General features: G+C 42.6%; 25 protein-coding genes. 16 read left to right on the top strand and 9 right to left on the bottom strand.

The genetic code is table 11. The features are described from left to right. Nucleotides 1–10: 10 nt before the first annotated feature. From rnc to acpS, 4 genes are read left to right on the top strand one after another with little or no spacing between them, the layout of a single operon-like run. Entirely contained in the window at nucleotides 11–694 is a 684-nt protein-coding gene (rnc, locus tag DFP80_RS13110; RefSeq protein ID WP_113917248.1) for a ribonuclease III, read from the top strand. Next, nucleotides 687–1595 carry a GTPase Era gene (gene era / locus DFP80_RS13115; RefSeq protein ID WP_113917249.1) on the top strand — a complete coding sequence of 303 codons (909 nt, stop codon included), beginning with the start codon at nucleotides 687–689 and terminating at the stop codon, nucleotides 1593–1595. The genes rnc and era overlap by 8 nt, the downstream gene beginning before the upstream one ends. A gap of 5 nt (nucleotides 1596–1600) precedes the next feature. Next, the gene (recO, locus tag DFP80_RS13120) at nucleotides 1601–2338 is read left to right on the top strand and encodes a DNA repair protein RecO (protein WP_113917250.1); all 738 of its coding nucleotides are present in this window, start codon (nucleotides 1601–1603) and stop codon (nucleotides 2336–2338) included. 27 nt (nucleotides 2339–2365) lie between these two features. Next, the gene (acpS, locus tag DFP80_RS13125) at nucleotides 2366–2752 is read left to right on the top strand and encodes a holo-ACP synthase (RefSeq protein WP_113917251.1); all 387 of its coding nucleotides are present in this window, start codon (nucleotides 2366–2368) and stop codon (nucleotides 2750–2752) included. Here acpS and DFP80_RS13130 read toward each other — a convergent pair. Beyond that, complete coding sequence (locus DFP80_RS13130) at nucleotides 2719–5526, bottom strand: response regulator (RefSeq protein WP_113917252.1); 2808 nt, start codon at nucleotides 5524–5526, stop codon at nucleotides 2719–2721. The two genes, acpS and DFP80_RS13130, sit on opposite strands and share 34 nt — an antisense overlap. Nucleotides 5527–5908: 382 nt before the next feature. Between DFP80_RS13130 and cysM the strand changes: the two genes are divergently transcribed. The 9 genes from cysM (at nucleotide 5909) to DFP80_RS13175 (ending at nucleotide 17411) form a co-directional block, all read left to right on the top strand. After that, nucleotides 5909–6802 (top strand): cysteine synthase CysM, encoded by an 894-nt coding sequence (gene cysM, locus DFP80_RS13135; RefSeq protein ID WP_113917253.1) that lies wholly within the window; start codon nucleotides 5909–5911, stop codon nucleotides 6800–6802. A gap of 128 nt (nucleotides 6803–6930) precedes the next feature. Further along, nucleotides 6931–8253, top strand: coding sequence for a 23S rRNA (uracil(1939)-C(5))-methyltransferase RlmD (gene rlmD, locus DFP80_RS13140; RefSeq protein WP_113917254.1), 1323 nt, complete (start codon nucleotides 6931–6933; stop codon nucleotides 8251–8253). Between the two features lie 16 nt (nucleotides 8254–8269). Further along, nucleotides 8270–10519 carry a GTP diphosphokinase gene (gene relA, locus DFP80_RS13145; RefSeq protein WP_113917255.1) on the top strand — a complete coding sequence of 750 codons (2250 nt, stop codon included), beginning with the start codon at nucleotides 8270–8272 and terminating at the stop codon, nucleotides 10517–10519. Continuing rightward, nucleotides 10516–11319, top strand: a complete 804-nt coding sequence (gene mazG, locus DFP80_RS13150) for a nucleoside triphosphate pyrophosphohydrolase (protein ID WP_113917256.1) — start codon at nucleotides 10516–10518, stop codon at nucleotides 11317–11319. Before relA ends, mazG begins: the two co-directional genes overlap by 4 nt. Before the next feature lie 58 nt (nucleotides 11320–11377). Then, nucleotides 11378–14008, top strand: coding sequence for a phosphoenolpyruvate carboxylase (gene ppc, locus DFP80_RS13155; protein WP_113917257.1), 2631 nt, complete (start codon nucleotides 11378–11380; stop codon nucleotides 14006–14008). Between the two features lie 226 nt (nucleotides 14009–14234). Then, the gene (gene adk / locus DFP80_RS13160) at nucleotides 14235–14891 is read left to right on the top strand and encodes an adenylate kinase (RefSeq protein WP_113917258.1); all 657 of its coding nucleotides are present in this window, start codon (nucleotides 14235–14237) and stop codon (nucleotides 14889–14891) included. A 7-nt stretch (nucleotides 14892–14898) separates the two neighbouring features. Then, the gene (gene tsaB / locus DFP80_RS13165) at nucleotides 14899–15606 is read left to right on the top strand and encodes a tRNA (adenosine(37)-N6)-threonylcarbamoyltransferase complex dimerization subunit type 1 TsaB (RefSeq protein WP_113917259.1); all 708 of its coding nucleotides are present in this window, start codon (nucleotides 14899–14901) and stop codon (nucleotides 15604–15606) included. A gap of 4 nt (nucleotides 15607–15610) precedes the next feature. Next, nucleotides 15611–16411 (top strand): undecaprenyl-diphosphate phosphatase, encoded by an 801-nt coding sequence (locus DFP80_RS13170; RefSeq protein ID WP_113917260.1) that lies wholly within the window; start codon nucleotides 15611–15613, stop codon nucleotides 16409–16411. A 205-nt stretch (nucleotides 16412–16616) separates the two neighbouring features. Further along, the gene (locus tag DFP80_RS13175; RefSeq protein WP_113917261.1) at nucleotides 16617–17411 is read left to right on the top strand and encodes a class I SAM-dependent methyltransferase; all 795 of its coding nucleotides are present in this window, start codon (nucleotides 16617–16619) and stop codon (nucleotides 17409–17411) included. 11 nt (nucleotides 17412–17422) lie between these two features. Here the strand turns inward: DFP80_RS13175 and DFP80_RS13180 are convergent, their stop codons facing one another. Further along, on the bottom strand, nucleotides 17423–17635 hold the full coding sequence (locus DFP80_RS13180) for a SlyX family protein (protein WP_113917262.1): 213 nt from the start codon (nucleotides 17633–17635) through the stop codon (nucleotides 17423–17425). A 291-nt stretch (nucleotides 17636–17926) separates the two neighbouring features. On the opposite strand from DFP80_RS13180, the gene DFP80_RS21000 reads away from it, so the two are divergent. Then, nucleotides 17927–18397: a cold-shock protein gene (locus tag DFP80_RS21000; RefSeq protein ID WP_113917263.1), complete on the top strand. Its 471-nt coding sequence runs from the start codon at nucleotides 17927–17929 to the stop codon at nucleotides 18395–18397. 26 nt (nucleotides 18398–18423) lie between these two features. Beyond that, on the top strand, nucleotides 18424–18921 hold the full coding sequence (tpx, locus tag DFP80_RS13190) for a thiol peroxidase (protein ID WP_113917264.1): 498 nt from the start codon (nucleotides 18424–18426) through the stop codon (nucleotides 18919–18921). A 96-nt stretch (nucleotides 18922–19017) separates the two neighbouring features. On the opposite strand, the gene panD is transcribed toward tpx, so the two are convergent. From panD to dapE, 4 genes are read right to left on the bottom strand one after another with little or no spacing between them, the layout of a single operon-like run. Further along, nucleotides 19018–19398: an aspartate 1-decarboxylase gene (panD, locus tag DFP80_RS13195; protein ID WP_113917265.1), complete on the bottom strand. Its 381-nt coding sequence runs from the start codon at nucleotides 19396–19398 to the stop codon at nucleotides 19018–19020. A gap of 58 nt (nucleotides 19399–19456) precedes the next feature. Further along, nucleotides 19457–19831, bottom strand: a complete 375-nt coding sequence (locus tag DFP80_RS13200) for a hypothetical protein (RefSeq protein WP_113917266.1) — start codon at nucleotides 19829–19831, stop codon at nucleotides 19457–19459. A 4-nt stretch (nucleotides 19832–19835) separates the two neighbouring features. Then, nucleotides 19836–20102: a hypothetical protein gene (locus DFP80_RS13205; RefSeq protein WP_113917267.1), complete on the bottom strand. Its 267-nt coding sequence runs from the start codon at nucleotides 20100–20102 to the stop codon at nucleotides 19836–19838. 42 nt (nucleotides 20103–20144) lie between these two features. Further along, nucleotides 20145–21287 (bottom strand): succinyl-diaminopimelate desuccinylase, encoded by a 1143-nt coding sequence (dapE, locus tag DFP80_RS13210; RefSeq protein WP_113917268.1) that lies wholly within the window; start codon nucleotides 21285–21287, stop codon nucleotides 20145–20147. Nucleotides 21288–21366: 79 nt separating this feature from the next. On the opposite strand from dapE, the gene DFP80_RS13215 reads away from it, so the two are divergent. Continuing rightward, nucleotides 21367–21564, top strand: a complete 198-nt coding sequence (locus DFP80_RS13215; protein WP_113917269.1) for a hypothetical protein — start codon at nucleotides 21367–21369, stop codon at nucleotides 21562–21564. On the opposite strand, the gene DFP80_RS13220 is transcribed toward DFP80_RS13215, so the two are convergent. From DFP80_RS13220 to dapC, 3 genes are all read right to left on the bottom strand, one after another. Next, the gene (locus DFP80_RS13220; RefSeq protein ID WP_113917270.1) at nucleotides 21561–21905 is read right to left on the bottom strand and encodes an ArsC family reductase; all 345 of its coding nucleotides are present in this window, start codon (nucleotides 21903–21905) and stop codon (nucleotides 21561–21563) included. The two genes, DFP80_RS13215 and DFP80_RS13220, sit on opposite strands and share 4 nt — an antisense overlap. A gap of 67 nt (nucleotides 21906–21972) precedes the next feature. Continuing rightward, a complete protein-coding gene (gene dapD / locus DFP80_RS13225) occupies nucleotides 21973–23010 on the bottom strand; it encodes a 2,3,4,5-tetrahydropyridine-2,6-dicarboxylate N-succinyltransferase (protein ID WP_113917271.1) in 1038 nt (345 codons plus the stop codon). A gap of 45 nt (nucleotides 23011–23055) precedes the next feature. Further along, nucleotides 23056–24243 carry a succinyldiaminopimelate transaminase gene (gene dapC / locus DFP80_RS13230; RefSeq protein ID WP_113917272.1) on the bottom strand — a complete coding sequence of 396 codons (1188 nt, stop codon included), beginning with the start codon at nucleotides 24241–24243 and terminating at the stop codon, nucleotides 23056–23058. Nucleotides 24244–24248: the final 5 nt, after the last annotated feature.

Genomic DNA, 24248 nt, shown 5'->3' on the forward strand with positions numbered 1-24248 from the left:
TGGAGACATTTTGAGTTCATTGTATCAGAAGCTGAGTCGGCGAATTGGTTACTTTTTTGCTGACCTTGGACTGCTTGAACTGGCGCTAACGCACCGTAGTTTTGGTGGAAAAAATAACGAGCGCCTTGAGTTTTTGGGTGACTCTATTCTTAACTATGTGATTGCGGAAGATCTTTTTCACCGTTTTCCAAAAGCCAAAGAAGGCGAATTAAGCCGTTTGAGAGCCTCATTGGTTAAAGGCGACACTTTAGCTGAATTGGCAAGAGAGTTTGAGTTAGGTGACTATCTTAAGCTGGGCGCTGGAGAGCTGAAAAGTGGTGGCTTTAGACGTGACTCTATTTTGGCTGATACCGTCGAAGGGATTATTGGTGCTATGTATCTAGATGCTGGTATGGATGTTTGTCGGCAGCATATTTTAGAGTGGTATAAAGAGCGCTTAAATGCGACATCGTTAAAGATTGTTACTAAGGATGCAAAAACTCGACTACAAGAGTTTTTGCAAGCTCGTAAGCACGCACTGCCTCAATATGATGTTGTTAATATTGTCGGTGATCCTCATGATCAGACTTTTTATGTGCATTGTCATATAGAGCTGTGCGAAGAGTTCATTGAAGGTAAAGGCAATAGCCGACGAATTGCAGAGCAAAATGCAGCTGCAAAAGCATTGAAAAAATTGGAAAAGAAAGATGTCTGAGCTTGAAGTTGAAGTTACGCACTGTGGCTATATTGCCATTGTTGGCCGCCCTAATGTGGGTAAGTCAACTTTGCTTAATCACATCTTGGGGCAAAAATTATCTATTACTTCACGTAAGCCACAGACAACCCGAGATCAGATTCTAGGTGTTAAGACTGAGGGGCATGTTCAGGCGATTTATGTCGATACGCCGGGATTGCATTTAGGTGAAACGAAAGCCATTAACCGTATTATGAATAAGGCAGCTGCAGCGGCGTTGAAAGATGTTGATGTTGTGCTGTTTGTTATTGATGCGGACAGATGGACTGAGGAAGATGAATCGGTTCTTCAAAAGGTGAAGCACGCTCGCTGCCCTGTTATTCTGGTAGTGAATAAAGTGGATCAGTTGGATCAAAAAGAAGACCTTTTGCCTCGCTTAGCGAACTTATCTGATCGGATGAGTTTTGCTCAGATTGTTCCTATTTCGGCGCTGCGTAATAATAATTTAGACCGTTTGGAACGCTTAGTTGAAAGCTATATTCCTGAAGGTACACAGTTTTATCCTGAAGATCAGATCACGAACCGTAGCTCGCGCTTTTTAGCGGCGGAAATAGTGCGTGAAAAGATCACCCGTCAGCTTGGACAAGAAGTGCCTTATGAAGTGGCGGTACAGATAGAAGAGTTTGTCTACGAAGAATCAGCTATTCATATTAGTGCTCTGATTTTGGTTGAACGAAATGGTCAAAAGCGTATTATCATCGGCGAACGTGGCGATAAAATTAAGCTTATTGGTAAAGAAGCACGTATTGATATGGAGAATTTATTCCAACATAAGGTGATGTTGAACCTTTGGATCAAAATACGTTCTGGTTGGTCGGATGATGAGCGTGCTTTGGCCAGTTTGGGTTATCAGGAAGAATAATTTCGATGCGCGTTTCTGCGTATGTGATTCATACTCGCCCTTTCCAAGACAGTAAAATCCTGCTTGATATGTTAACCCTTGAGCAGGGTTTGATTCGGGGGGTGTGGCGGTTACCAAAAAAAGAGGCTCGGGTCATACCTGGGCCTTTTTTATGTTATGAAATGGAGTTTTCGGGTCGTAGTGATTTAAAAACGGTGAAAAGCTTGGAGTCAATAAAGTCTGCATCTTCTTTGGAGGGGTTGCCTTTATACGCAGCACTGTATGTGCATGAGTTACTTGAGAAGCTATTACCAGTTAACCTGCCATTGCCAGATGTTTTTGAGCTCTATCAATGGTTGATTGAAAATTTATACGCTGGTGCACCGATAGCACCTTTGTTAAGACGTTTCGAAGTTGGGCTTTTTTCTGAATTGGGTGTTGGTATTAATATGATATCAACCGGTCGGGGGGAACTGCTTGAGGCGCGTCAGATTTATCAGTTTCATTATAAATTTGGTTTACGGCCTTATTATGGAGAGATACCTAAACAAACGCCTATGTTGTTTGTTGAAGGGCAGGTGGCACTCGATTATCACGCAGGTAAGTGGACTGATAGGCAAGTTTTAAGCCTCGCCAAAGAGTTGCATCGTAATTGGTTAGACAGTTTGTTGAGCGGTAAGCCTGTCGTTTCTAGGCGCTTACTGCCAAAGCAGTCTTTTCAAGGGGAACGGCATTTAGGTGTGCCTATTTTTCGTGCCTTGTGAAAATGAGTTTTATAAAGAGGTGAGTGTTTGATTATTGGCATTGGTACGGATTTGGTAGAAATATCTCGTGTTACTCAATCTGTCGAGCGACTAGGTGAGCGATTCATTGATAGGATATTAACCCCCGACGAGAAAGCGCGTTGGGCACAAATCAATAATGCAGATAAGGCAAATGCCTATGTTGCGAAGCGTTTTGCAGCGAAAGAAGCGGCAGTGAAAGCCTTGGGGACAGGAATTGGCTCAGGTGTCAGCTTCCAGCATTTTAGTGTGGGTAATCTACCTTCTGGTCAGCCAATACTGATAGTGGATGATAGCATCACTGCTCGTTATGAGTTTCCTGTATCGTGGCATTTAAGCCTGACAGACGAAAAGGCTTATGCTCAGGCTTTTGTTGTGCTTGAGTCTAAGGGTTGAGGCCAAGGAATTAGTTCTCGATGATTGAGTAGGTCGTCTATTGCTTCAATAAAATCTTCAGCCACGCCTTCGACTTCTTCTAGGCCCAGTTCTTTTAAGTGTGTCTCTAAAAATCCTGCGTGACGCGCTATGTTTATCGTGCCGGTATACTTAGAGGCGCCATGAATCCTGTGCACAACTTCGATGAGTTTCTCTGTGTCTTGATTTTCTAGATGATGCTGGATAAGTTTTTTCTCAGCTTCCAGTGAGTCAGCCAACATATCAAACATTTCTTTTGCAATGTCAGTTTTACCGTCGACGATTTCTTGTGCCCGTTCTAAATCGAAAATACCAACCAGTTTATCATCCACTTGATCTTGGAAAGTTTTAGTGTTGGAGCGCCACATATTGATTGTGCTAAGCAGTAGCTCTTCATTAATTGGTTTTGTTAGGTAAGCATTCATACCGCTAGATAGTATTTGTTGTTGTTCTGAGCCTAAAGCGTGAGCAGTTAAGGCGATAATAGGAGTGTTTTTATAATTTTCTATTTGTCGAAGTTGCCGTGTGGTTTCCATACCATCCATTTCTGGCATTTGTATGTCCATAAATATCTGATCGTAGCTTTCATTTAGCGCCATATTTATGGCTTGTTGGCCACTGTAGGCTAAAGAAACCTTAATGCCGATAGGTGTTAACCAATGTTTGAGAAGTTGTAGGTTTATTGGCGAATCGTCTACGGCTAAAATGTTAAGGCCGCTTATTTTTTCGTGTAAGGTATTGGTTTGAGGTGGCAGTGGTGTAATGGGCGCATGGCTGTTATTAAGGTGTTGGAGAGCTGTATAGAGGCGGTCGTGACTAATAGGTTTGAGTAAAATATCACTGCACAGTTCTTTAAGGTCGGCGTAGTGGGAAATTTGACCTGGCGGCTGAATCATCAAGATGCATGGAATAGAAAATTGTTGCGTTGAATAGGTCACTAGCTCCTGCGCTTCTGCAACACTTTGTTCGTCAGGCATTACACTGAGTAGAATAGCATCAATTTTTTCATGTTTTTTATTGAGTATAGCCACCATTTGCTCCAAGTCAGAGCAATTTGTACAGCTAACCCCAATATTTTTCAAATAGCTGTTTAGATAGCCTTTATACGTCGCGCTAGGTTCAAGTAAAACAACATGTCGGTTGAGTGCGCTTTTATTATGGCTCAATTTTGGTGAGGTTTTGAGGTTGATGGTGAAGCGGAAAGTGGAGCCTATGCTAGGGTCGCTGCTAACTTCAATTTTGCCGTTCATTTGCTCAACCAGCTTTTTGGTGATGACTAAGCCAAGCCCTGTGCCACCAAATTGCCTAGTGGTACTGGTATCGACTTGTGAGAAAGGTTTAAACAAACGGTTGATTTTATGTTCGGCGATGCCTATGCCTGTGTCTATTATTTGAAAAGACAGGGTCACATCTTGGCCGTTTTGGGTTGCGATAGACACCTTGGTACGAACTGAGCCTTGGTGAGTAAATTTGACAGCGTTACCAATTAGATTGGTTAAAATTTGTCGAACTCGTGTGCTGTCACCAATGACCCATTCGGGAACGTCTTGGTTAAATTCTGGTACTAGGTCAATTTGCTTTTCTTTCGTTAGAAGGTTGATGCTGAGGGTTTGGTAAACATCATCTAGAAGTGCTTTTAAGTTGAAGTGGTTGCTTTCTAGGTTCAATTTCCCTGCTTCTATTTTGGAGAAGTCCAAAATGTCGCCAATAATGGTAAGGAGGCTATTGGTCGATTGCTCAATAGTGTCGACATAAAGGCGCTGCTGAGTGTCTGTGATATCTTTCTGTAAGGTTTTTGTATAGCCTAAAATGGCGTTGAGAGGCGTGCGGACTTCGTGGCTAATATTGGCCAAAAATTGTGATTTTAAGCGGTTTGATTCCATTGCTTCACGGTTCGCTATGTGCAGCTGAGCACTTTTTTCTTCCATGCTATCCATACTTCGGCGTATGTCTTCTGTTGCTTGCTCAATACCAGCAATCATGTCTTCGTTATGATGTTCGAGTCTTTCGCTTAGATCGAGTAAGTCTTTTTGTAGGGCTTCGTATTCAGGGGGTAATTTCATCAGCTTAGCGGTTGAAAATTGACCTTTTACGAGCTTGTTTAAGGCGGATGATAATCTATCTATTGGTAAGGTTAGCGTTTTTGATAGGTGAAATGCTCCTAAAATAGCCAATATGTTAAAGATAACTAAGATAAAAATGACAAGGCTGGCATATTGATACATTTCTATTTGTATTTCAGATTTATTCGCTTCAATTTTTACCCAGCCGATCAGGCTACGTTGATTTGCTGAGTTAAATAAATCTGCCTGGGTACTGAATGCGGCATCAGAGGAGTTGTTTGTATAGTGAATGGCGCTAATAGACTCTAAATAGGAATCATGTTCTTTGATCGTGTTGCCATTTGGAAATATTGTCTCGTTTCTGTCTGGTGTTTTGCCTAGCTCTGCAATGACTTTCTGTTCACTGTTGAAGAGTTGTACGCTACTAATATCCTGGTTTTTTAACGCATTCTGTAATATCCGATACATCATGTTTTGATCAGAAAATACAATTGCGTATTCGCTTGTGGTCGCAACTTGCTCAGTAATGTGAGAGGTATGTTCGTATAAATTGTTGTTTAAGTCATGAAATCGTGTCGATAAAAGAAAACTGCTTGCTAGTACAGAAAGAAAAAAAACGGGCGCAAATAATGCCCAAAATAGTTTATTGCTTAGACTGAGTGCGGATAAGTTTATAAGGGGCGGATTTGTCATGCTATAAGTCTAATCGGCGAGTTAATAGCAGGATAGGTTACCTTTGTTTTTGCGGTCATTGCATTCTCTTTCATAGTTAGCGCATGCTTTCTGTTCACTGCTAGAAGGTGTGTTGATATAAGCGCATTCGCGCCATTTTTTTCTGAGTTCTATATTATTTAGTCCAGTCAGGTCTTCATTGGACGTGTCGCAACTACTGATTATTAGTGATAAACAAAGTAGGGTGAAAATGCGTGTCACTAGCATATCTTTTACTCTAAAATGCGAAATTGAAACTAAGTTTATAACGCTTTCTTATTGTACTGTTTAGTGTAAGTGTTTTTAAATAGACGTAATGCGTTAAGTGTCATTCCCTAAGTCATCAATGTCAATGAAGTTTTTTATGATTCAATATCCTAGTATCGAGACCTTAATTGGACAAACCCCTTTGGTTCGCTTGCAGCGTATCAATCCTAATCCAAGCAACACCATTTTATTAAAGCTGGAAGGACAAAATCCTGCCGGTTCGGTAAAAGATCGCCCAGCTTTAAATATGATACTTCAAGCGGAGCTTCGTGGTGATATAAAACCAGGTGATAGTTTGATCGAGGCAACCAGTGGCAATACTGGTATTGCGTTAGCCATGGTGGCAGCGATTAAAGGTTATAAAATGCATTTGATCATGCCTGATAATATGAGCCAAGAGCGTAAGTCTGCTATGTCAGCTTATGGAGCAATATTACATTTGGTGAGTAAAGAAGAGGGGATGGAAAAAGCGCGAGATCTTGCTCAGGAGATGCAAGATCAAGGTGTTGGTGTCGTATTGAATCAATTTTCTAACCAGGACAACCCCAATGCGCACTACCTCACGACAGGGCCAGAAATTTGGCAGCAAACACAAGGTACGGTAACGCATTTTGTAAGCTCTATGGGGACTACTGGTACTATCATGGGGGTCTCTCAATATTTGAAAGAGCAGAATAAAGAGATTCGAATTGTTGGGCTTCAGCCACAGGATGGCTCAAGTATTCCTGGTATTCGTCGTTGGCCAAAAGAGTATTTACCGTCTATTTTCGATGAAACTAGAGTGGATACTGTCATGGATGTGTCTCAAGAAGATGCGGAAGTAACCATGCGTCGATTAGCAAAGGAAGAGGGTATCTTCTGTGGCGTGTCTTCTGGCGGCTCTGTTGCTACCGCGTTGGAATTATCTAAACAACTGAGTGGTGCAGTAATTGTGGCGATTATTTGTGATCGTGGCGATCGTTATCTGTCGACAGGTGTTTTTGATAGTTAGCAAGCCCTTGCTCATGATATTTATCAAGGTCCCAATTATTTAAGGCTCGCTATCGCATACTGTTCTGTATTCAGATGCGATAGAATAACCACGCATTTATCCTAGACTCAGGAATAAGAGAGCCTCCTTTGAGAAGAAGAACATCCCCCCGTCGCACAACAACACCTAAACAACAGCCGATGGGCCCAATACAAACCTTTGTGGTAGATGGCTTGACGCATGAAGCAAAAGGCGTCGCTCGTTTACAAGGTAAAGTCACTTTTATTGAAGGTGCTTTGCCTGGCGAAACTGTCGAGGCGCAAGTTAAGAAAGCGGGTCGCCGCTTTGATGAAGCTGTTTTAGTGAATATCGTCGAACCGAGTGCCTATCGAGTTGAGCCATCTTGTCAGCATTTCAATGTCTGCGGTGGTTGTAGCTTTCAGCATTTAGCTGATGAACAGCAGCTAAATGCAAAATCGGATTGGTTAAAAGGTCAACTACGTAACCTGATCACAACTCAAGAGCTAGAACAATTATCGGATAAACCTAATGGTTACCGTCGACGTGCTCGAATTTCAGTTGATTTCAAAAAAGGCCGGATGGGGTTCGGCTTTCGAGGTAAAGCATCGAGTGAGATCATCTCGATTGAGCAATGTGTCGTGCTTACCCCTAATTTGCAAAAGGTTTTTCTTTCACTCAAACATGCATTGTTAAAAAGTGATTTGGTGGAGGCGCTGGGTCATGTGGAGTTACTTGAAGACACTAAAGGTGTTTCTGTCTTGTTGCGTCTTACTTCTTCAATATCAGATGAGCATGAAAAAGCTTGGGAAGATTGGGCTGAAAGGCAGCTGGTTGCCTTGTATTGGCAAGCACCAAAAGTGAGCAAGGCAAGCGTGGCTCCTGAAAAAATGCGCTATTATGAGCTTAGCGATTTAAGGTTGAAATATCATCCGCAAGACTTTATTCAAGTAAACGCCACCATGAATCAAAAAATGGTTGCACAAGCAATGGACTGGTTAAGTCTAGATAAACATGATGTTGTGTTGGATTTGTTTTGCGGTGTGGGGAATTTTTCTTTACCGTTAGCACTGCATGCACAATCAGTTATTGGTGTTGAAGTGCAAGATACTATGGTGGAGGCAGCGCGAGAAAATGCTCGTGCGAATGGTTTAGAGAACTTGTCGTTCGTGGCGGCCGACTTGACACAGCCTGTGAATAGTGAGTTTTTTGAGCAAGCCATTACCAAAGTGTTGTTGGATCCACCTCGTGCTGGAGCGCTTGAGTTTTTAGACAGCATAATAAAAATTGGACCAACGCAAATATTGTATGTTTCTTGCAATGCTTCTACTTTAGCTAGGGATGCCGAGTATTTAGTTGCAAAGGGATATCGTGTCTTACGTGTTAGTTTGATGGATATGTTTCCGCAAACCTCTCATGTAGAAACAATGATGTTATTGCAAAAAAAGAAGTAAATTTAAGGGCAGATAAATGGTAACGGTAAGAAAAGATCACCCTGTGTTAGAAGATGGAAGTGTTGATATTGATGCTTGGATGGGGCATTTTGCACATCTTATTGACGACAGCACTCGAGTTCCTTTACGTATGGCTTGTGAGTTGGCTCGTCAAGCTGAATTGCAGTGCGCTAGACCTTCTTATTGGGGTGCGCAAGCGAGTACTTTCCGTGCAGGGCTGGAAATGGTGGAAATCCTTTCAGGTTTTCGAGCTGATCAAGATTCATTAGTTGCCGCCGCCTTATATCGTGTTGTACGAGAAGACCAACTCCCCCTTTCACGTGTGACTGATATGTTTGGTCGAAAAGTCTCTTCGCTTGTCGAGGGGGTAATAAAGATGGGCGAAGTCTCGAAAAACTTAACGGCCGACTCTGCCGCAGAGGTGTTAGGGCGCAGTGACAATCAACTAGAATCATTGCGTAAAATGTTAGTCTCCATTATAGACGATGTGCGAGTTGTGCTGATTAAGCTTGCAGAGCGAGCTTGTGCTATTAAAGAAGCTAAGCACCAAAATGAAGACCGCCGAGTTGCCGTTGCACTGGAAGTACAAAGTGTTTATGCGCCCTTGGCCCATCGTCTGGGCATAGGTCACATAAAATGGGAGCTAGAGGATCTATCTTTTCGTTACCTTTATCCTGGTGATTACAAACGCATCGCTACTTGGTTAGATGAAAAGCGCCTTGATCGTCAGCAGTATATTGATGATGTTATCAACTTATTAGATGAGCGTTTAAAAGCCATTAATATTCATGCGGATTTGATGGGGCGAGCGAAACATATTTACAGTATTTGGCGTAAAATGAAACGCAAAAATATTGGCTTTGATGAAGTGTACGATGTTCGTGCTGTCCGCATTTTGGTTGACGAACCTATGGAATGCTATGGCGTGCTTGGTGTGGTGCATAATCTGTGGCGTCCAATTCCACAGGAGTTTGATGATTACATTAGTAACCCCAAATCGAACGGATATCAGTCCTTACATACCGCGGTTGTTGGTCCTCAAGGCCGTGCTTTAGAAATTCAGATTCGCACCCACAAAATGCATGAAGATGCTGAACTTGGCGTTTGTGCTCACTGGAAATACAAGGGGACAGATTTAAGCTCTAATAGCAGTAGCTACGAAGAAAAGCTTCAGTGGCTCAGAACCATTTTGGACTTCCATGAAGTGCAAGGTGATTTGGAGTCACTATCTGAGCAAGTGCGTAGTGATATTGAGCAAGATCGCATTTATGTCTTTACTCCTGACGGTCACGTCGTTGATTTACCTATTAATGCGACAGCGGTAGATTTTGCTTATCGAGTACACACAGAAATTGGCCATCGCTGCCGTGGAGCCAAGGTAAATGGTAAAATTATTTCCTTGGTCACTCACTTAAAAACTGGCGACAAAGTTGAAATTTTAACTACCAAAGAAGGCGGGCCTAGTCGTGATTGGTTGCACCCCACATTGGGTTATGTTCAGACCAACCGTGCTAGAGCCAAGATTCAAAACTGGTTTAGAAAGGAAGATCGAGAGAAAAACCTGGAAGCAGGAAAGCTCCTATTAGATAAACAATTGAAACGACTTGGTTTTGAAGATAACCGCATCGATTTGCAGGCCATATCATCTCGCTTTAACTTTTCTTATGCGGATGAAGTGTATGTTGCCCTTGGGGCTGGTGATATTCAATTATCTCGTGTGCTGCGTGTTATCGATGATTTTTACAACCTTAATGGTGAAACGTCGACATCCCGTCCTATTCGTTTGAGAAAAAGTCGTCATAAGTCTTCAGATAATGATATTCATATTTTAGGTGTGGGTAAGTTATTAACTCAGATGGCTAAATGCTGTACGCCTATTCCCGGAGATGACATTGTTGGTTTTATAACCCAAGGTCGTGGTGTATCTGTGCACAGGCAAGATTGCATTAATATCGTTCAATTGGGTTTGGATGAGCCTGAACGTATTATTGATGTGAGTTGGGGGGAGGAGCTTGATAACCAATACCCAGTTAATATTCAGGTTGAAGCTTATGATCGCACTGGTTTATTGAATGACATCACTGGCTTGTTGGCGAATGAAAAAGTAAACCTTTTATCGATGAATACGTTGTCAGCAAAAGAAAACCACACAGCCAGTATTCGTTTTACTATTGAAGTGGGTGAGCTGAGCGTTCTGAGTAAGTTATTGCATCGTATTAACCAATTGCCTAACGTGCTGAATGTATTTAGAGAGAAAGACTTTTGAGTAACTCAGTTACACAATTACAGTATTTGATGCGTTGTCTAAGGGACAAAGAGTTTGGTTGTGCTTGGGACAAAAAGCAGACCTACAAAAGCATCGCGCCTTATACGTTAGAAGAAACGTATGAAGTATTAGACGCGATTGAGCGCGAAGATTTTGAACATTTAAAAGAAGAGTTAGGTGATTTACTTTTTCAAGTGGTTTTCTACGCTCAAATGGCGGAAGAGGAACAGCGTTTTACGTTTGATGATATTGCTACCGGAATTGTTGAAAAAATGCTGCGACGTCACCCTCATGTTTTTCCTAATGGCGATATTACTCGCTTTGGTGAGCCTACGACGCTGACAGAAGAGCAAATATCGGAGCAATGGCAGCAAATTAAGGACCAAGAAAAAGGTTCTGTAGATAGAGGCTTGCTAGCCGAAGTGCCTGTTTCGATGCCGGCATTAATGCAGGCGGTAAAAATTCAGCAAAAAGTAGCTAAAGTAGGTTTTGACTGGCCAGACGTGGCGCCAGTTTTTAGCAAAATTAGGGAAGAGTTAGATGAGCTCGAAGAGGCAATGCAAGAGCAGAACCGTCTCCATGTGGAAGAAGAAATGGGAGACGTTTTGTTTGCGGTCAGTAACTTAGCGCGTCATCTTAAGGTTTCACCTGATGTGGCATTAAATAAAACGAATATAAAGTTTCGTCATCGTTTTGGTAGAGTAGAGAGCCTTGTGGCAGCAATGAATAAAAAGCTAACAGACTGCTCTTTAGAAGAGCTAGATAGTTATTGGGATCAGGCCAAGCGCGAAGGTTTGTAGGTTTGGGTGGATAATAGAGCGCTTGAAAGAGTGCGGTTGGCAACATTAGGAGGGTGAAGTGAGTGATAGTCAGGCGTCATTACGCGAAAATGTTAGGTTGCTAGGAGACTGTCTTGGTGAAAGCATGAGCAATCATTTAGGAGAAGGATTTCTAGAAAAAGTAGAAAACATCCGATTACTATCCAAAGATGGTCGTCAATCAGGCGACTCAGCAGCTCTTATAAAAGCATTAGAGGCGTTAGAAGATAAAGAAATTGTGCCCGTTGCTCGTGCATTTAATCAATTTTTAAACTTATCTAATATTGCCGAACAATACCATCGGGTGCACCGCCGCCGCACTAATGAAAGTTTGGGCGTGTATCATAACCCAGTTGGCGATTTGTTAACTCGCCTTTCAAAGCAAAACTTTACTGCCGAACAAATGATTTCTTCATTGCAATCGCAATCGATTGAGCTTGTTCTTACCGCTCATCCCACGGAAGTAGTGCGTCGCTCATTGATTCGGAAATATGACAATATTTCCAGTGAGTTGGAAGCGCTTGATAAAGATAATATTCTTCCGCTAGAAGAAACCAAACACATCCGGCGCTTGAAGGAAATTATTACTCAGGCTTGGCATACTGATGAAATTCGTGAAGAGCGACCGACACCTGTTGATGAAGCTAAATGGGGGTTTGCCGTAATTGAGCAGTCTTTATGGCAAGCGGTACCGCGCTTTTTCCGTCAATTGGATGAGCAGTTTAATGTATTTTCAAAAGAACAGCGTTTGCCGTTGGATTTGGCGCCTATTCGTTTTGCGACTTGGATGGGCGGCGACCGTGATGGTAACCCGAATGTGACTCATAAAGTAACCAAAGAAGTGACTTTATTGGCTCGTTGGATGGCTGCTGATTTATATATAAAAGATTTGAATGTATTGCGTTCAGAGTTTTCTATGACGCAATGTAATGCCGCTCTTCGTGCTCGTGTTGGTGATAGTGCCCAACCTTACCGTGAAGTGTTACGACACCTAGAGAATAAGATGCTGGCGACTAAAAACTGGGCGAAAGCTTGTTTAGATGGTGAACCAGCGTCTGATGAGGGCATCTTCCTTGATATCCAAGAGCTTACCGATGACCTGATTTTGTGTTACGAGTCTCTATTGGATTGCGGTATGAAAGTGATTGCTAATGGCTCACTGCTTGATCTTATTCGTTGTGCTGCAACGTTTGGTGCCACCTTAGTGCGCCTAGATGTTCGCCAAGATGCTTCTCGACATATTGATGCTTTATCGGCCATTACGCGTTTCTATGGTCTTGGGGATTATGCTGAGTGGGACGAAGCGTCTCGTCAAGCTTTCTTATTAACAGAGCTGAATTCTAAGCGCCCACTTTTACCTATGGAGTGGACGCCAACGGCTGAAGTTAAAGAGGTGTTGGATACGTTCGACATGATATCGCAAGGTCAGCAGAACTCATTTGGTTCTTATGTTATTTCCATGGCCAGTGCACCATCGGACGTTTTAGCAGTAGCCTTAATGCTAAAGGAGTCTGGTGTTAGTTTCCCAATGCGTATAGTTCCTTTGTTCGAAACTCTAGCGGATTTGGATAATGCAGAGCCTATTGTTGAGCAGTTGTTTTCAATTCCTTGGTACAAGTCTTATATTAATGGCCGCCAAGAAGTGATGATAGGCTATTCGGATTCAGCCAAGGATGCAGGGCAAATTGCAGCAACATGGGGGCAGTATCGAGCACAAGAAGCGCTTACACGCCTTTGTAAAAAGCACGGTATTCACCTGACCTTGTTTCATGGTCGTGGTGGTACTGTAGGTCGTGGTGGCGGCCCAGCTCATGTGGCTATTTTGTCGCAACCACCAGGTTCAGTTAATGGCGCTATTCGAGTGACCGAGCAAGGTGAAATGATTCGCTTTAAATTTGGTATTCCGGATATCGCGGTTCGTTCCCTTGAGCTCTACTGTTCAGCTGTTATGGAAGCGTCTTTGATTCCTGGCGCCCCTCCGAAAGAAGAGTGGCGTGCAATTATGGATGAAATGGCGGAAGTAGGGATGAACCAGTATCGCTCTATTATTCGTGGCCATGAAGACTTTGTCCCTTATTTTAGAGCGACAACGCCAGAGCAAGAGTTGGCCAAATTACCTTTAGGTTCTCGCCCTGCACGTCGTCGTTCAGATGGCGGTGTAGAAAGTTTGCGGGCCATTCCTTGGATCTTTGCTTGGATGCAAATTCGACTTATGTTGCCTGCTTGGCTGGGTGCAGAAAGCGCGTTACTGCAGGGGGTGGAGTCCGGAAACTTAGAAAAGCTGCGTGAGATGCATAAACAATGGCCGTTTTTTGGGGCTTATTTGGATATGCTTGACATGGTTTTAGCAAAAGCAGAGCCTGAAATTGCAGAGTATTATGAAAAAAGATTAGTCGGAGAAGAGCTGCAAGGCTTAGGTCGTCTGCTGCGGAGCAAGCTTAAACAAGTGAGTGAGTTGGTGCAAATGCTTAAGAAGCAGGAGCGACTTATTGAAGATAATAAAACCATTCGGCAGTCTATTGATGTTCGTAACCCGTATATTGACCCCTTGCACTATTTGCAGGCGGAACTTTTGTATCGTAGTCGAAAAGACGAAGAGAATGCAGAAGTCAATAAAGCCTTAATGATTACCATGGCAGGTATTGCGAGTGGTATGCAAAATACGGGCTAATTGCAAATGTGGTTGATAAATGCTCAATATGAGTAAGAAAATGATAAAAAAAGGCACGTAAATTTGCATAATGGATGGCTGCTTGGGTATGCTTGGCGGCCATTCAATTTTTTAGTATGCAATTGGTTTGTCTGTTCACCTTGCTACCGTGTGTAATTGCACCTTGATGAAGCATCGTGTCGGTCATCCTTGCTATTCAGTTAACGCTGTCTTTTGGAGACTTTTTATGCGAGTAATATTATTAGGTGCGCCAGGCGCTGGTAAAGGTACTCAGGCTCAATTTATCACTGAAGAGTTTGGTATTCCGCAGATCTCTACTGGAGATATGCTGCGTGCAGCCGTCAAAGCAGGAAGTGAGATGGGCTTAAAAGCTAAAGCTGTAATGGACGCGGGGCAACTTGTTTCTGATGATATTATTATTGGCTTAGTAAAAGAGCGTTTGACACAAGATGATTGTGCCAATGGCGCTTTGTTTGATGGTTTTCCGCGTACCATTCCTCAGGCTGACGCTTTGAAAGATGCGGGTGTTAAAATTGACTATGTCGTTGAAATAGACGTGGCAGATGAAGAAATTGTTAAACGCATGAGCGGACGTCGAGTTCATGAAGCTTCTGGTCGTACTTATCACCTTGTTTATAATCCACCTAAAGTAGAAGGCAAAGACGATGTGACAGGGGATGACCTTGTGCAGCGCGCTGATGATACAGAAGAGACGGTTCGTCTTCGTTTAGGTGTTTACCATGACCAAACAGCACCGCTAATTGGCTACTACCAAGATTGGCTAAAAACAGACAGCGCGACAGCACCGAAGTTTGTGAAAGTTAATGGGACTGGTGATTTGAATGAGATTAAACAAAGCCTATTAGCATCTTTAAAGGCTTAATTATTCAATGACGGTTATTTTAGCATTAGATACATCAACGCCAGCTTGTTCAGTGGCGTTGAATATTGATGGGGTTGTGTTAGAAGATTTTCGCATGGCTCCACGTCTTCATAATGATCTGATTTTACCCATGGTGAATCAGGTTCTTAGTCAAGCAGATTTAACATTGTCGGATCTAGATGCTATTGCTTTTGGGCGAGGACCTGGGTCTTTTACTGGGCTCAGGATCAGTGCAGGCGTTGTGCAGGGGCTTGCCTTTGGTGCAGATTTGCCTGTTATTCCTGTTTCTACGCTTGCCGCTTTATCATTAGAAGGTTTTCAGAAAACAGGTAAAAATAATTGGCTGGCTGCTCTTGATGCCCGTATGGGTGAAATTTACATGGGTGGTTATTGTATCAATAAGGTAGATGGACGCTACGAAATAGACTCATTAATTGACGAGTGTGTTGTTAAGCCTTCTGCTTTGTCTATGTTTTCAACTGATTTTGATGGCGTTGGCTCAGGCTGGTGCTATGCCGATATTTTAATACCTTTACTGCCTAATCCTCCAGGTCATGTTTTAACAGGTATAGCGCCTCGTGCCGCTTGTATTGCTGAATTGGCCTTGTTGAAGTTCCATAAAGGTGAAATGGTGTCTTCATATGACGCTATTCCAACTTATTTAAGGGATGAAATTAGCTGGGAAAAGCAGGCTCCGCGTATAGGGAAGCGTTAGTTGTATGTTGTGGTACCACATTGTTTTTTTGGCAGTTATTCAAGGATTAACAGAGTTTCTGCCAATTTCAAGCTCTGCTCATTTAATACTTCCTGCGCAATTGCTACATTGGCCTGATCAAGGGTTAGCGTTTGATGTTGCTGTACATGTAGGAACTTTAATTGCCATCGTCGGTTATTTTAGAAAAGATATTGTTCAAATCGTGGTAGCTTGGTTTGTTTCTATTAGAGATAAGCGTTCGACCTCTGATAGTCGCTTAGCTTGGTGGATTTGCCTTGCCACATTGCCAGCGTGTGTGGCTGGTTTAGTGTTTGATGACTTTATTAGTACTCACTTGCGTTCTTTAGAAGTGATTGGCTATGCCACGATTGGTTTTGGCGTTTTGCTTTGGTTATCTGATCGATATGGCGCTTCCAATAAGGTGGATCAAGATCTTGGTTGGAAAAATGTGCTGTGTATTGGTTTAGCTCAGGCGCTTGCTTTAATTCCAGGAACGTCTCGGTCTGGTATTACGATGACGGCCGCAAGATTCCTTGGTTTTAGTCGCGAATGTGCGGCTCGTTTTTCGTTCCTTTTATCTATTCCTCTTATTTTGGCTGCTGGTGGTTTAAAGTCGATTGAGTTGGTGTCGTCAAATATTGCCGTTGATTGGGTGAGTATCTTGATGGGGGTTCTTTTGTCCGCCATAAGTGCCTACCTATGTATTTATCTGTTCTTAAAGTGGCTTAATAAAATTGGCTTTTTTCCGTTCTTTGTCTATAGGGTCGTCTTAGGCATCATGCTTTTGTTAATTGTTTATCTGTAGGTGCCCTAAGTCCTTTAGTTTAGATAAAGTGCTTTGATATTTGGCGTGGTTAATTGGCTTCTTCAGTTCTGGCTAAAAGCTTCTAATTATTAGAAGCTTTTTCTATTTTTAATCATATAAATATCCGCTTTTATTTAGTGTTATTGCTATGTTATGTCACGTATTTTTATTCATTGTTTAATGGTGTTTTTTTGGAGGCAGACGTTTGCTTAATTCCATTGCTGTTGCGACAACTGATAAGTTTTTGGAAGTGGAGTCTCGCTTATTGGCCGAGAAGCTAACTCTTGACTTCATGCTATTGTATGAACCTCTCAAATTCATTTCTAAATATGATTACCTATTATTAAAAACGACAGACGGAATTTCGATTGCTAAAACAGGAAAAGGTGCTCCCAAGCCTGTTTATGTAGACTTTACTTCTGGGGCTGTAGATCACAGAAGGCGTTTTGGGGGAGGGAAAGGCCAAGATATTGCGAAAGCAGTTGGACTCAATAAGCGTGCTAATTTATCAGTATTGGATGCCACCGCGGGCTTAGGGCGTGATGCTTTTGTATTGGCTAGTTTAGGCTGCTCTGTTTCCTTGTGTGAGCGGGTGGGCTTTGTGCGAGCGATGTTGGAAGACGGTTTATATCGAGCCTCTTTTCATCATGAAGTGGCTGAGATTGTAGATAAAATGTCATTGCTAGAGGCAGATATTACTGCTATCGACGCACAAAAGGTGTTTGATGTGGTGTATTTGGACCCTATGTACCCACATACCGATAAATCTTCGGCTGCTGCCAAAAAAGAAATGGCTTTCTTTAGAGATTTGGTGGGCAAGGATCTGGATGCAGATAGTTTGCTGTTTTACGCACTACGCTTGGCTGAATATAGAGTGGTCGTGAAACGCCCTAAAGGCGCTCCATTTTTAGGCAATACTGAACCAACGTATCAATTAGAGGGAAAGTCTGGACGATTTGACATTTACGTTTCAAAATCACTCGATTCTCACCCCGCTTAGTATGTAGATTATTAATAATGTGGAGGTCGATCACCATCGTGAATAGGTTGTTGCTGGCGGTAAGACTCTAGCTGATTACCTAATAGAGCCAATTTCTCTTTCATTAATAGCATGTCTTTTTGTTGGCTGATTAGAGCCTGATTTAAACTATCAATCGTATCTTCTTGAAATTGCAGTTTGAATTCTAATTCGTCGATACGTTGATTGATTTGTGAGGTGTTCATAGATACCTTCTGTGTGTTAACCTTAGTAGGCTAAATTCGTATTTAATGAGCGATTCTATACAAAAACATGACGCAAGTATTGGTCATTTTGAATGTAAGAGTGGCGTGAAAATTGCTCTCATAAAGAAGTTGAGTATTTTACTACTATCTTCTTTAGCTTCACATGGTGGTTTCAGCAAGAGTTTAGTAAAAATATTCATTTATTCACGTTTGTACTAATACAGGCTTTATTCTTTTCAGGAAGATAGTCTGCTTCACAATAATATTTAATCTAATAAGAGATATACTGTTATGAATGATCATCAGGATAATGTTTCGCGTAATAAAGGGTCTTCTGTTGGTTCCGGTTTGTTTTCGTTGCGCACGTTTATAGTTAGCCTTGTTATTGCTTTGATTGCACCTCTACTTTTGGCTGGTGTGTTGAAAGAAGATATAGGTACATATTACCTAGTATTTTTTGGCTTTTTTCTAGTATCTGTTTATGTCGGTGCTATGGTTAGCCAGACCAGTTCCGCTGGATATGATTCTGAGTCTGAAGAAGACGAAGATGATGACCGTGAGCAAGGAACGGTTAAGTGGTTTAACTCTTCTAAAGGTTTTGGTTTTTTAACTATGGAAAATGGTGATGACGTATTTGTTCATTATCGTGCTATTCGCGGCCGTGGTCGTCGTTTCTTAGTTGAAGGTCAGTTGGTTCGCTTTTATGTCACTGAAGGTGAGAAAGGCAAACAAGCTGAAAATGTATCAATCATCCGCGGTTAATTTTTCATTCGATTTAAGAGGTTTTTATGGCAACGGTAACATTAAAAGGCAATCCTTTTGAGACAGTAGGTTCTCTTCCTGCTGTAGGTTCTGTCGCGCCAGCGTTTGAACTGGTTAAAACGGATTTGTCTGTCGCTACATTGGCGGATTATGAAGGCGCTAAATTGGTGCTAAATATTTTTCCTTCTGTTGATACGCCAACTTGCGCAACATCTGTTCGTAAATTCAACGAATCAGCAGCGTCACTTAAAGGTGTTAATGTGATTTGTGTGTCGGCTGATTTACCTTTTGCAGCTGCGCGTTTTTGTGGTGCAGAAGGCATCGATAATGTTGATACTGGATCAACTTTCCGTTCATCGTTTGGCAATGATTACGGCCTTACTTTTGCAACTGGCCCTCTTACTGGTCTTTTATCTCGTGCTGTTGTGGTATTGGATGAGAAGGGCGTTGTAATTTATACAGAGCAGGTTGCCGAAACGGCAGATGAACCTAATTACGAAGCTGCTTTGGCTGTATTGTCGTAAATAATCATTATAAAAAAGGCCGCTTCAAGTTTGATCGTGAAGCGGCCTTTTTTTATCTTTCTAAAAGCGCTTTTACTCTTACGTTCAAAAGATGATTTAATCTTTTTGTACAGGGATAGTGTTAGTGGTTCTTTCTACACTGTTGTCTTTGTTCAAATAAACTAATTTCGGCTTAAATTCATCGGCTTCAACGTCATTCATTTGACCGTAAGCGGCGATGATGACCCGATCACCTACTTGAACCTTTCTGGCAGCTGCGCCATTCATTGAAATGGTTCCAGAGCCTGATTCGGCCAAGATTACGTATGTGTGAAAGCGTTCGCCGTTATCAACGTTATATATATCAATTTTCTCAAACTCTCGAAATCCAGCGAGCTCTACAAGGTCCTTATCTATGGCGCAGGAGCCGTCATACCAAAGCTCGGCTTGGGTGACACTGGCCATGTGTAGTTTGCCTTTAAGAAGTGTAATTTGCATGTGTTAGGTCTCTATAGTCGTTTCTTTGTAGCGTGTTTGCTTTTATCTGGTTCTTTCTTTAGTTCCAGATGAACGGGCCTTCTCCATGGCTGTTAATGCGCCACCATTGATCTGGATCTTGGTTGCCTTCCTCTTCCCATCCTTGAAAGTTGCAGCGCACTTCGCAATTTAGGGATTCGAATGCTTGCTTGGCGCAAGCTATATCGTCGTCCCAGGGGGTTTTGTCAGAGTCAAACCATATAGAGGTAAAGCGCTTTCCCGCTGCTTGTTCTAAAATGGTCACCTCAATTTCATGATCATTTGATACGAGGGTTACTTTTGAGCAAAGTGCCGAAGGACTGCTTTTTTTGACCAGAGTAAATGTATTTTCCAGCCAGGCTGTAATGTTTTCTGTCGGGCAGGACAATACATATATTTCAATGTCGGCTTGCATCCTTCTAATCCTTCTTGTTAATCATGTGGTAAATTCTGAGGACACTCATTGAAATATAGCCAAAAAGTGTCCATAACACGCCGCACCCTGCCAGTATAAGCCCAAATAATGCCATGACCTCTTGAGCTAGAGACTCGACAACAACTCGATCAGCCACCATTAATACTAGAACACCAAAGACGAAAATTAACCCGCCTTGGATCATCTTGATTAAAGCGATTCTTGGATTATTACCTAATCTCATTGCTAATTTGTGTATGGCTCTTTTCATTTTAATGCTGGATTGTACCTTCTCAGGTTGCTTTGTGTTGGTCTATTTTTTGATAAAGAGGTTCTCAAGTATGCGAGCATAAACCTCTGAGAGTTGGTTTAAACTCTCGGCATCGACACATTCATTGATTTGATGAATAGTGGCATTTATGGGGCCAAGCTCGACGACTTGCGTACCCATTTTTGCAATGAATCGGCCATCCGAAGTTCCACCTGAAGTGGAAAGCTCAGGAGTGATATTAACCGTTGTTTGTACCGCGTCAACTATTGCATCAACTAATTCGCCAGGGCGAGTCAAAAAAGGTAGGCCATTGTATGTCCACTCAATATCGTAGCGTAAATTGTGCTTGTCTAAAATTTCAATAACGCGAACTTTAAGTGCATCAAAGTCTAATTCAGAAGAGAAACGGAAGTTAAATTGAGCGTTTAACTTTCCGGGAACAACATTGGTTGCACCAGTTCCTGAGTGAATGTTTGATACTTGAAAGCTGGTAGGTGGAAAAAAGTCGTTTCCATCATCCCAGTGCGCACTTGCCATTTCAGCAAGTGCAGGTGCGGCTAAATGAATTGGATTTTCTGCCAGGTGAGGGTAAGCAACATGACCTTGTTTACCGTACACGGTTAGGTCGCCACTGAATGAGCCTCGGCGGCCGTTTTTGATAATATCACCCAGTGTTTTGGTGCTTGAGGGCTCGCCAACGATACACCAGTCTACTTTTTCGTTTCGTGCCATTAAGGTATCAACGACTCGGGTTGTGCCATCTACGAAAGGACCCTCCTCGTCACTAGTGATTAAAAAAGAAATTTGCCCTTGGTGGTCGGGGTGTTTGGCAACAAAATCCTCAACAGCTGTTACCATAGCGGCAAGACTGCCTTTCATGTCGGCGGCGCCACGGCCGAATAACATGCCATCTATAATGGCTGGTGAAAAAGGTGGGACTTTCCACTCGGCTTCGGGGCCTGTTGGCACGACATCGGTATGCCCTGCAAAACATAGATTTGGGCCAGTATTGCCGCGTTTGGCATAAAAGTTTTTCACTTCCCCAAAAGGCATGTATTCGATTTCAAAGCCAATGTTTTTTAATCGCTCTATCATCAGATCTTGGCAGCCGGCGTCTTCTGGGGTCACAGAAGGGCGTGAAATAAGATCTATGGCAAGTTTTAGTGTAGGAGACAAGTCAGACATTCTTTACCTTTGTGTTGGTTTTCGCTACCTTATGGAAGATTCTGTTACTATAACAGGAGATTCAAATAAAGGTGGAGTTATGAAGTTAGGTGTTGTTGTTTTTTTGGGTTTGATTTCCGCTGGTTGTAGCCTATTTCAGCAACCTGTTATTCAGGAATCCTATTTTGTGCCGGTTATTCGTTCCGATAACTCATCTTCTGGTTACACGCCAACCGTAACACCTATGTCGCAGCAACGACGAGAACAACCTCGCATTTATACTCCAGTGCTGCGCTAAAGTAATTGCTGAGTGTACTCTTCAGGACTAAACCCTAAATATATCTCGTTATCGCTCACTAAGAGAGGTCGTTTGATAATGGATGTGTTTGTGATCATGGTGTTGACAGCGTTTTTGTTGTCCATTGTGCTCTTTGTTTCTTCATCTAGTTTACGCCAAGTTGTTCCGCGTTTATTGATGACATTTTCCCAACCGAGCTTATCTACCCATTCTTTTGCTGTGGCTTCGTCTAGACCTTGTTTTTTATAGTCATGGAAGCTGTATTCTAAATGATTTTCATCTAGCCAGCGAAAGGCTTTTTTCATTGTGTCGCAGTTTTTGATACCAAATATTTTAATCATACTGTGTTTCCGCAATGCGCCATCTTGAGTTAATCAAAATGGCGCTTTTGGTTATCTTTTATCGCTATTAATTATGAGCGTGAAGTGATTCGTTTAACTCGATAGCGGTTTTATTGGTTTTGCATTCAATTGCGCCTGTCGCTGAGTTGCGGCGGAACAATAGATCAGATTGACCAGAAAGATCGCGAGCTTTGACGGTAGAAACGATTTGGTTGTTTTCATCAAGAACTGCGACCTTGGAGCCGGCTGTAATATAAAGACCAGACTCCACAATACAGCGATCGCCAAGGCCAATGCCAATGCCTGCATTTGCGCCGATTAAGCATTTTTCGCCAACAGCAATGACGATATTGCCGCCGCCAGACAGTGTGCCCATAGTAGAGCAGCCGCCACCAAGGTCGGAGCCGTTCCCGACGACAACACCGGCAGAAATACGACCTTCAACCATGCTGTTGCCAAGTGTTCCTGCATTGAAGTTGACAAAGCCTTCATGCATTACGGTGGTGCCTTCAGCCAGATGTGCGCCTAAGCGAATGCGTGCCGCATCGCCAACGCGGATGCCAGTAGGGACAACGAAGTTTAGCATTTTAGGGAATTTGTCGACGCTGAATACTTCGATTGTGCGCCCTTCCATGCGAGCACTTAATTGGCGGTCTGCCAGTTCTCGAACATCGATAGGGCCTTCACTTGTCCAGGCTGTATTGATTAATAGGCCAAACATGCCATCCAATACAGTGTGATGAGGTTTGACTAAACGGTGTGAGATTAGTTGAAGCTTTAGGTAGACCTCAGCTGGATCTTTTGGAGCTTCATCGGTGGCTAATACGCAAAGAATAACTGGCTTTGTAGAAGCTTTTAAGCGAGATGCTAGTTCTGCTTGCTCGATATTGCCAGCTTTTAAAAGGCCCATGTGTAAGCGGTTTAGATCGCTTTCATCTAGTACTAGTGTGCTGTTTCCGCCTTCGTAATTTGTGCTTTCTAAAAGAGCATCTAGGGTGCTTTTTTCAACGTTTAGGCTTGGTGATGAGTAGAATACTTCTAGCCAGTTACCTTCTTTGTTTTGTGTTCCGATGCCAAGACCGAATGCGAAAATTGTATTGCTCATGTGGTTCTCCAACTGAGTTATCTGTCTAAAGGGGTTGCTAATGGGTTATCTACGACTGAGGAAGTCTTTGATTCTTTTGGCTGCCTCAACGCATTCAGATTCTTCCGCGACCAGTGCCATACGAACATGACGATTACCTGGATTAATGTCTTCTACTTCACGGCCTAAATAGCTTCCAGGCAAGACTAAAACCGATTCTTCTTGGTACAAGGATGTGCAAAAATCCTCGTCACTCATACGGAGCTCTGGCCAAAGGTAAAAGCCTGCTTGGGGTTTTGATACAGGCATAATGGGCGATAATATTTCTAAAACGGCATCGAACTTACGTGTGTATATTTCACGATTTTTAATGACATGTTCTTCATCGTTCCAGGCGGCAACTGAGGCCTCTTGGTGATGTATTGGCATCGCGCAACCTTGGTAGGTGCGGTATAGAAGAAATGGCTTGAGGATAGTGGCATCGCCAGCAACAAAGCCAGATCGAAGGCCTGGTAAGTTAGAGCGTTTTGATAGGGATTGGAAGATTAGACAATGTTTATAATCTTTATGTCCCAATATTTCACAGGCTTCTAATAATCCTAATGGGGCTTGATCGCCAAAATAAATTTCGGAATAACATTCGTCAGCGACAATAGTAAAGTTAAAGGTTTTTGCTTTCTCTATTAGGTAAGCGTATTCCTCTAATGTTGTGATACTGCCGCTAGGGTTATTTGGTGAGCAAACGAACAGCACTTCACAGCGTTGCCAAGTTGCATCATCAACAAGTTGATAATCGACTTTATAGTTTGTTTCTGATCCGCAAGGTAGAAAGTGCAGATCAGCTCCTGCAAGGATGCCTGCCCCTTCATAAATTTGATAAAAAGGGTTGGGGCTGATAACAAGAGGGTTTTGTTTTTCACCGACCAATGTTTGGGTAATCGCAAATAGGGCTTCTCGTGTTCCGGTGACAGGTAAAACCTCTGTGTCAGGGTTGAGTTCTGCTAATTGGAAGCGACGCTTTGCCCATTTACTAATGGCCTCTCTTAGTGGAAGTTCGCCTTTGGTGCTTGGATATTTGCTTACGCCGCTTAGGCTTTTCGCCAAGGTTTCAATGACGATGGCTGGGGCGTCGTGTTGCGGCTCACCAATCGTTAATTTGATTAGTGGCTTTTCTGGGTTTGGAGTCAGTCCTTCTATAAGCTCTGCAAGCTTTTGGAAGGGGTATGGGTGCAAAGAATGTATAAGAGGATTCATTGGTC

This window comes from Marinomonas rhizomae, assembly GCF_003315485.1.
Taxonomy (GTDB): Bacteria; Pseudomonadota; Gammaproteobacteria; order Pseudomonadales; family Marinomonadaceae; genus Marinomonas; species Marinomonas rhizomae.

Coding starts and splice junctions, on each gene's coding strand:
- era (WP_113917249.1), top strand. CDS start 687: ATGTCTGAGCTTGAAGTTGAAGTTACGCACTGTGGCTATATTGCCATT.
- recO (WP_113917250.1), top strand. CDS start 1,601: ATGCGCGTTTCTGCGTATGTGATTCATACTCGCCCTTTCCAAGACAGT.
- DFP80_RS13130 (WP_113917252.1), bottom strand. CDS start 5,526: ATGACAAATCCGCCCCTTATAAACTTATCCGCACTCAGTCTAAGCAAT.
- cysM (WP_113917253.1), top strand. CDS start 5,909: ATGATTCAATATCCTAGTATCGAGACCTTAATTGGACAAACCCCTTTG.
- relA (WP_113917255.1), top strand. CDS start 8,270: ATGGTAACGGTAAGAAAAGATCACCCTGTGTTAGAAGATGGAAGTGTT.
- adk (WP_113917258.1), top strand. CDS start 14,235: ATGCGAGTAATATTATTAGGTGCGCCAGGCGCTGGTAAAGGTACTCAG.
- tsaB (WP_113917259.1), top strand. CDS start 14,899: ATGACGGTTATTTTAGCATTAGATACATCAACGCCAGCTTGTTCAGTG.
- DFP80_RS13170 (WP_113917260.1), top strand. CDS start 15,611: ATGTTGTGGTACCACATTGTTTTTTTGGCAGTTATTCAAGGATTAACA.
- DFP80_RS13180 (WP_113917262.1), bottom strand. CDS start 17,635: ATGAACACCTCACAAATCAATCAACGTATCGACGAATTAGAATTCAAA.
- DFP80_RS21000 (WP_113917263.1), top strand. CDS start 17,927: ATGAATGATCATCAGGATAATGTTTCGCGTAATAAAGGGTCTTCTGTT.
- tpx (WP_113917264.1), top strand. CDS start 18,424: ATGGCAACGGTAACATTAAAAGGCAATCCTTTTGAGACAGTAGGTTCT.
- panD (WP_113917265.1), bottom strand. CDS start 19,398: ATGCAAATTACACTTCTTAAAGGCAAACTACACATGGCCAGTGTCACC.
- DFP80_RS13200 (WP_113917266.1), bottom strand. CDS start 19,831: ATGCAAGCCGACATTGAAATATATGTATTGTCCTGCCCGACAGAAAAC.
- DFP80_RS13205 (WP_113917267.1), bottom strand. CDS start 20,102: ATGAAAAGAGCCATACACAAATTAGCAATGAGATTAGGTAATAATCCA.
- dapE (WP_113917268.1), bottom strand. CDS start 21,287: ATGTCTGACTTGTCTCCTACACTAAAACTTGCCATAGATCTTATTTCA.
- DFP80_RS13215 (WP_113917269.1), top strand. CDS start 21,367: ATGAAGTTAGGTGTTGTTGTTTTTTTGGGTTTGATTTCCGCTGGTTGT.
- DFP80_RS13220 (WP_113917270.1), bottom strand. CDS start 21,905: ATGATTAAAATATTTGGTATCAAAAACTGCGACACAATGAAAAAAGCC.
- dapD (WP_113917271.1), bottom strand. CDS start 23,010: ATGAGCAATACAATTTTCGCATTCGGTCTTGGCATCGGAACACAAAAC.
- dapC (WP_113917272.1), bottom strand. CDS start 24,243: ATGAATCCTCTTATACATTCTTTGCACCCATACCCCTTCCAAAAGCTT.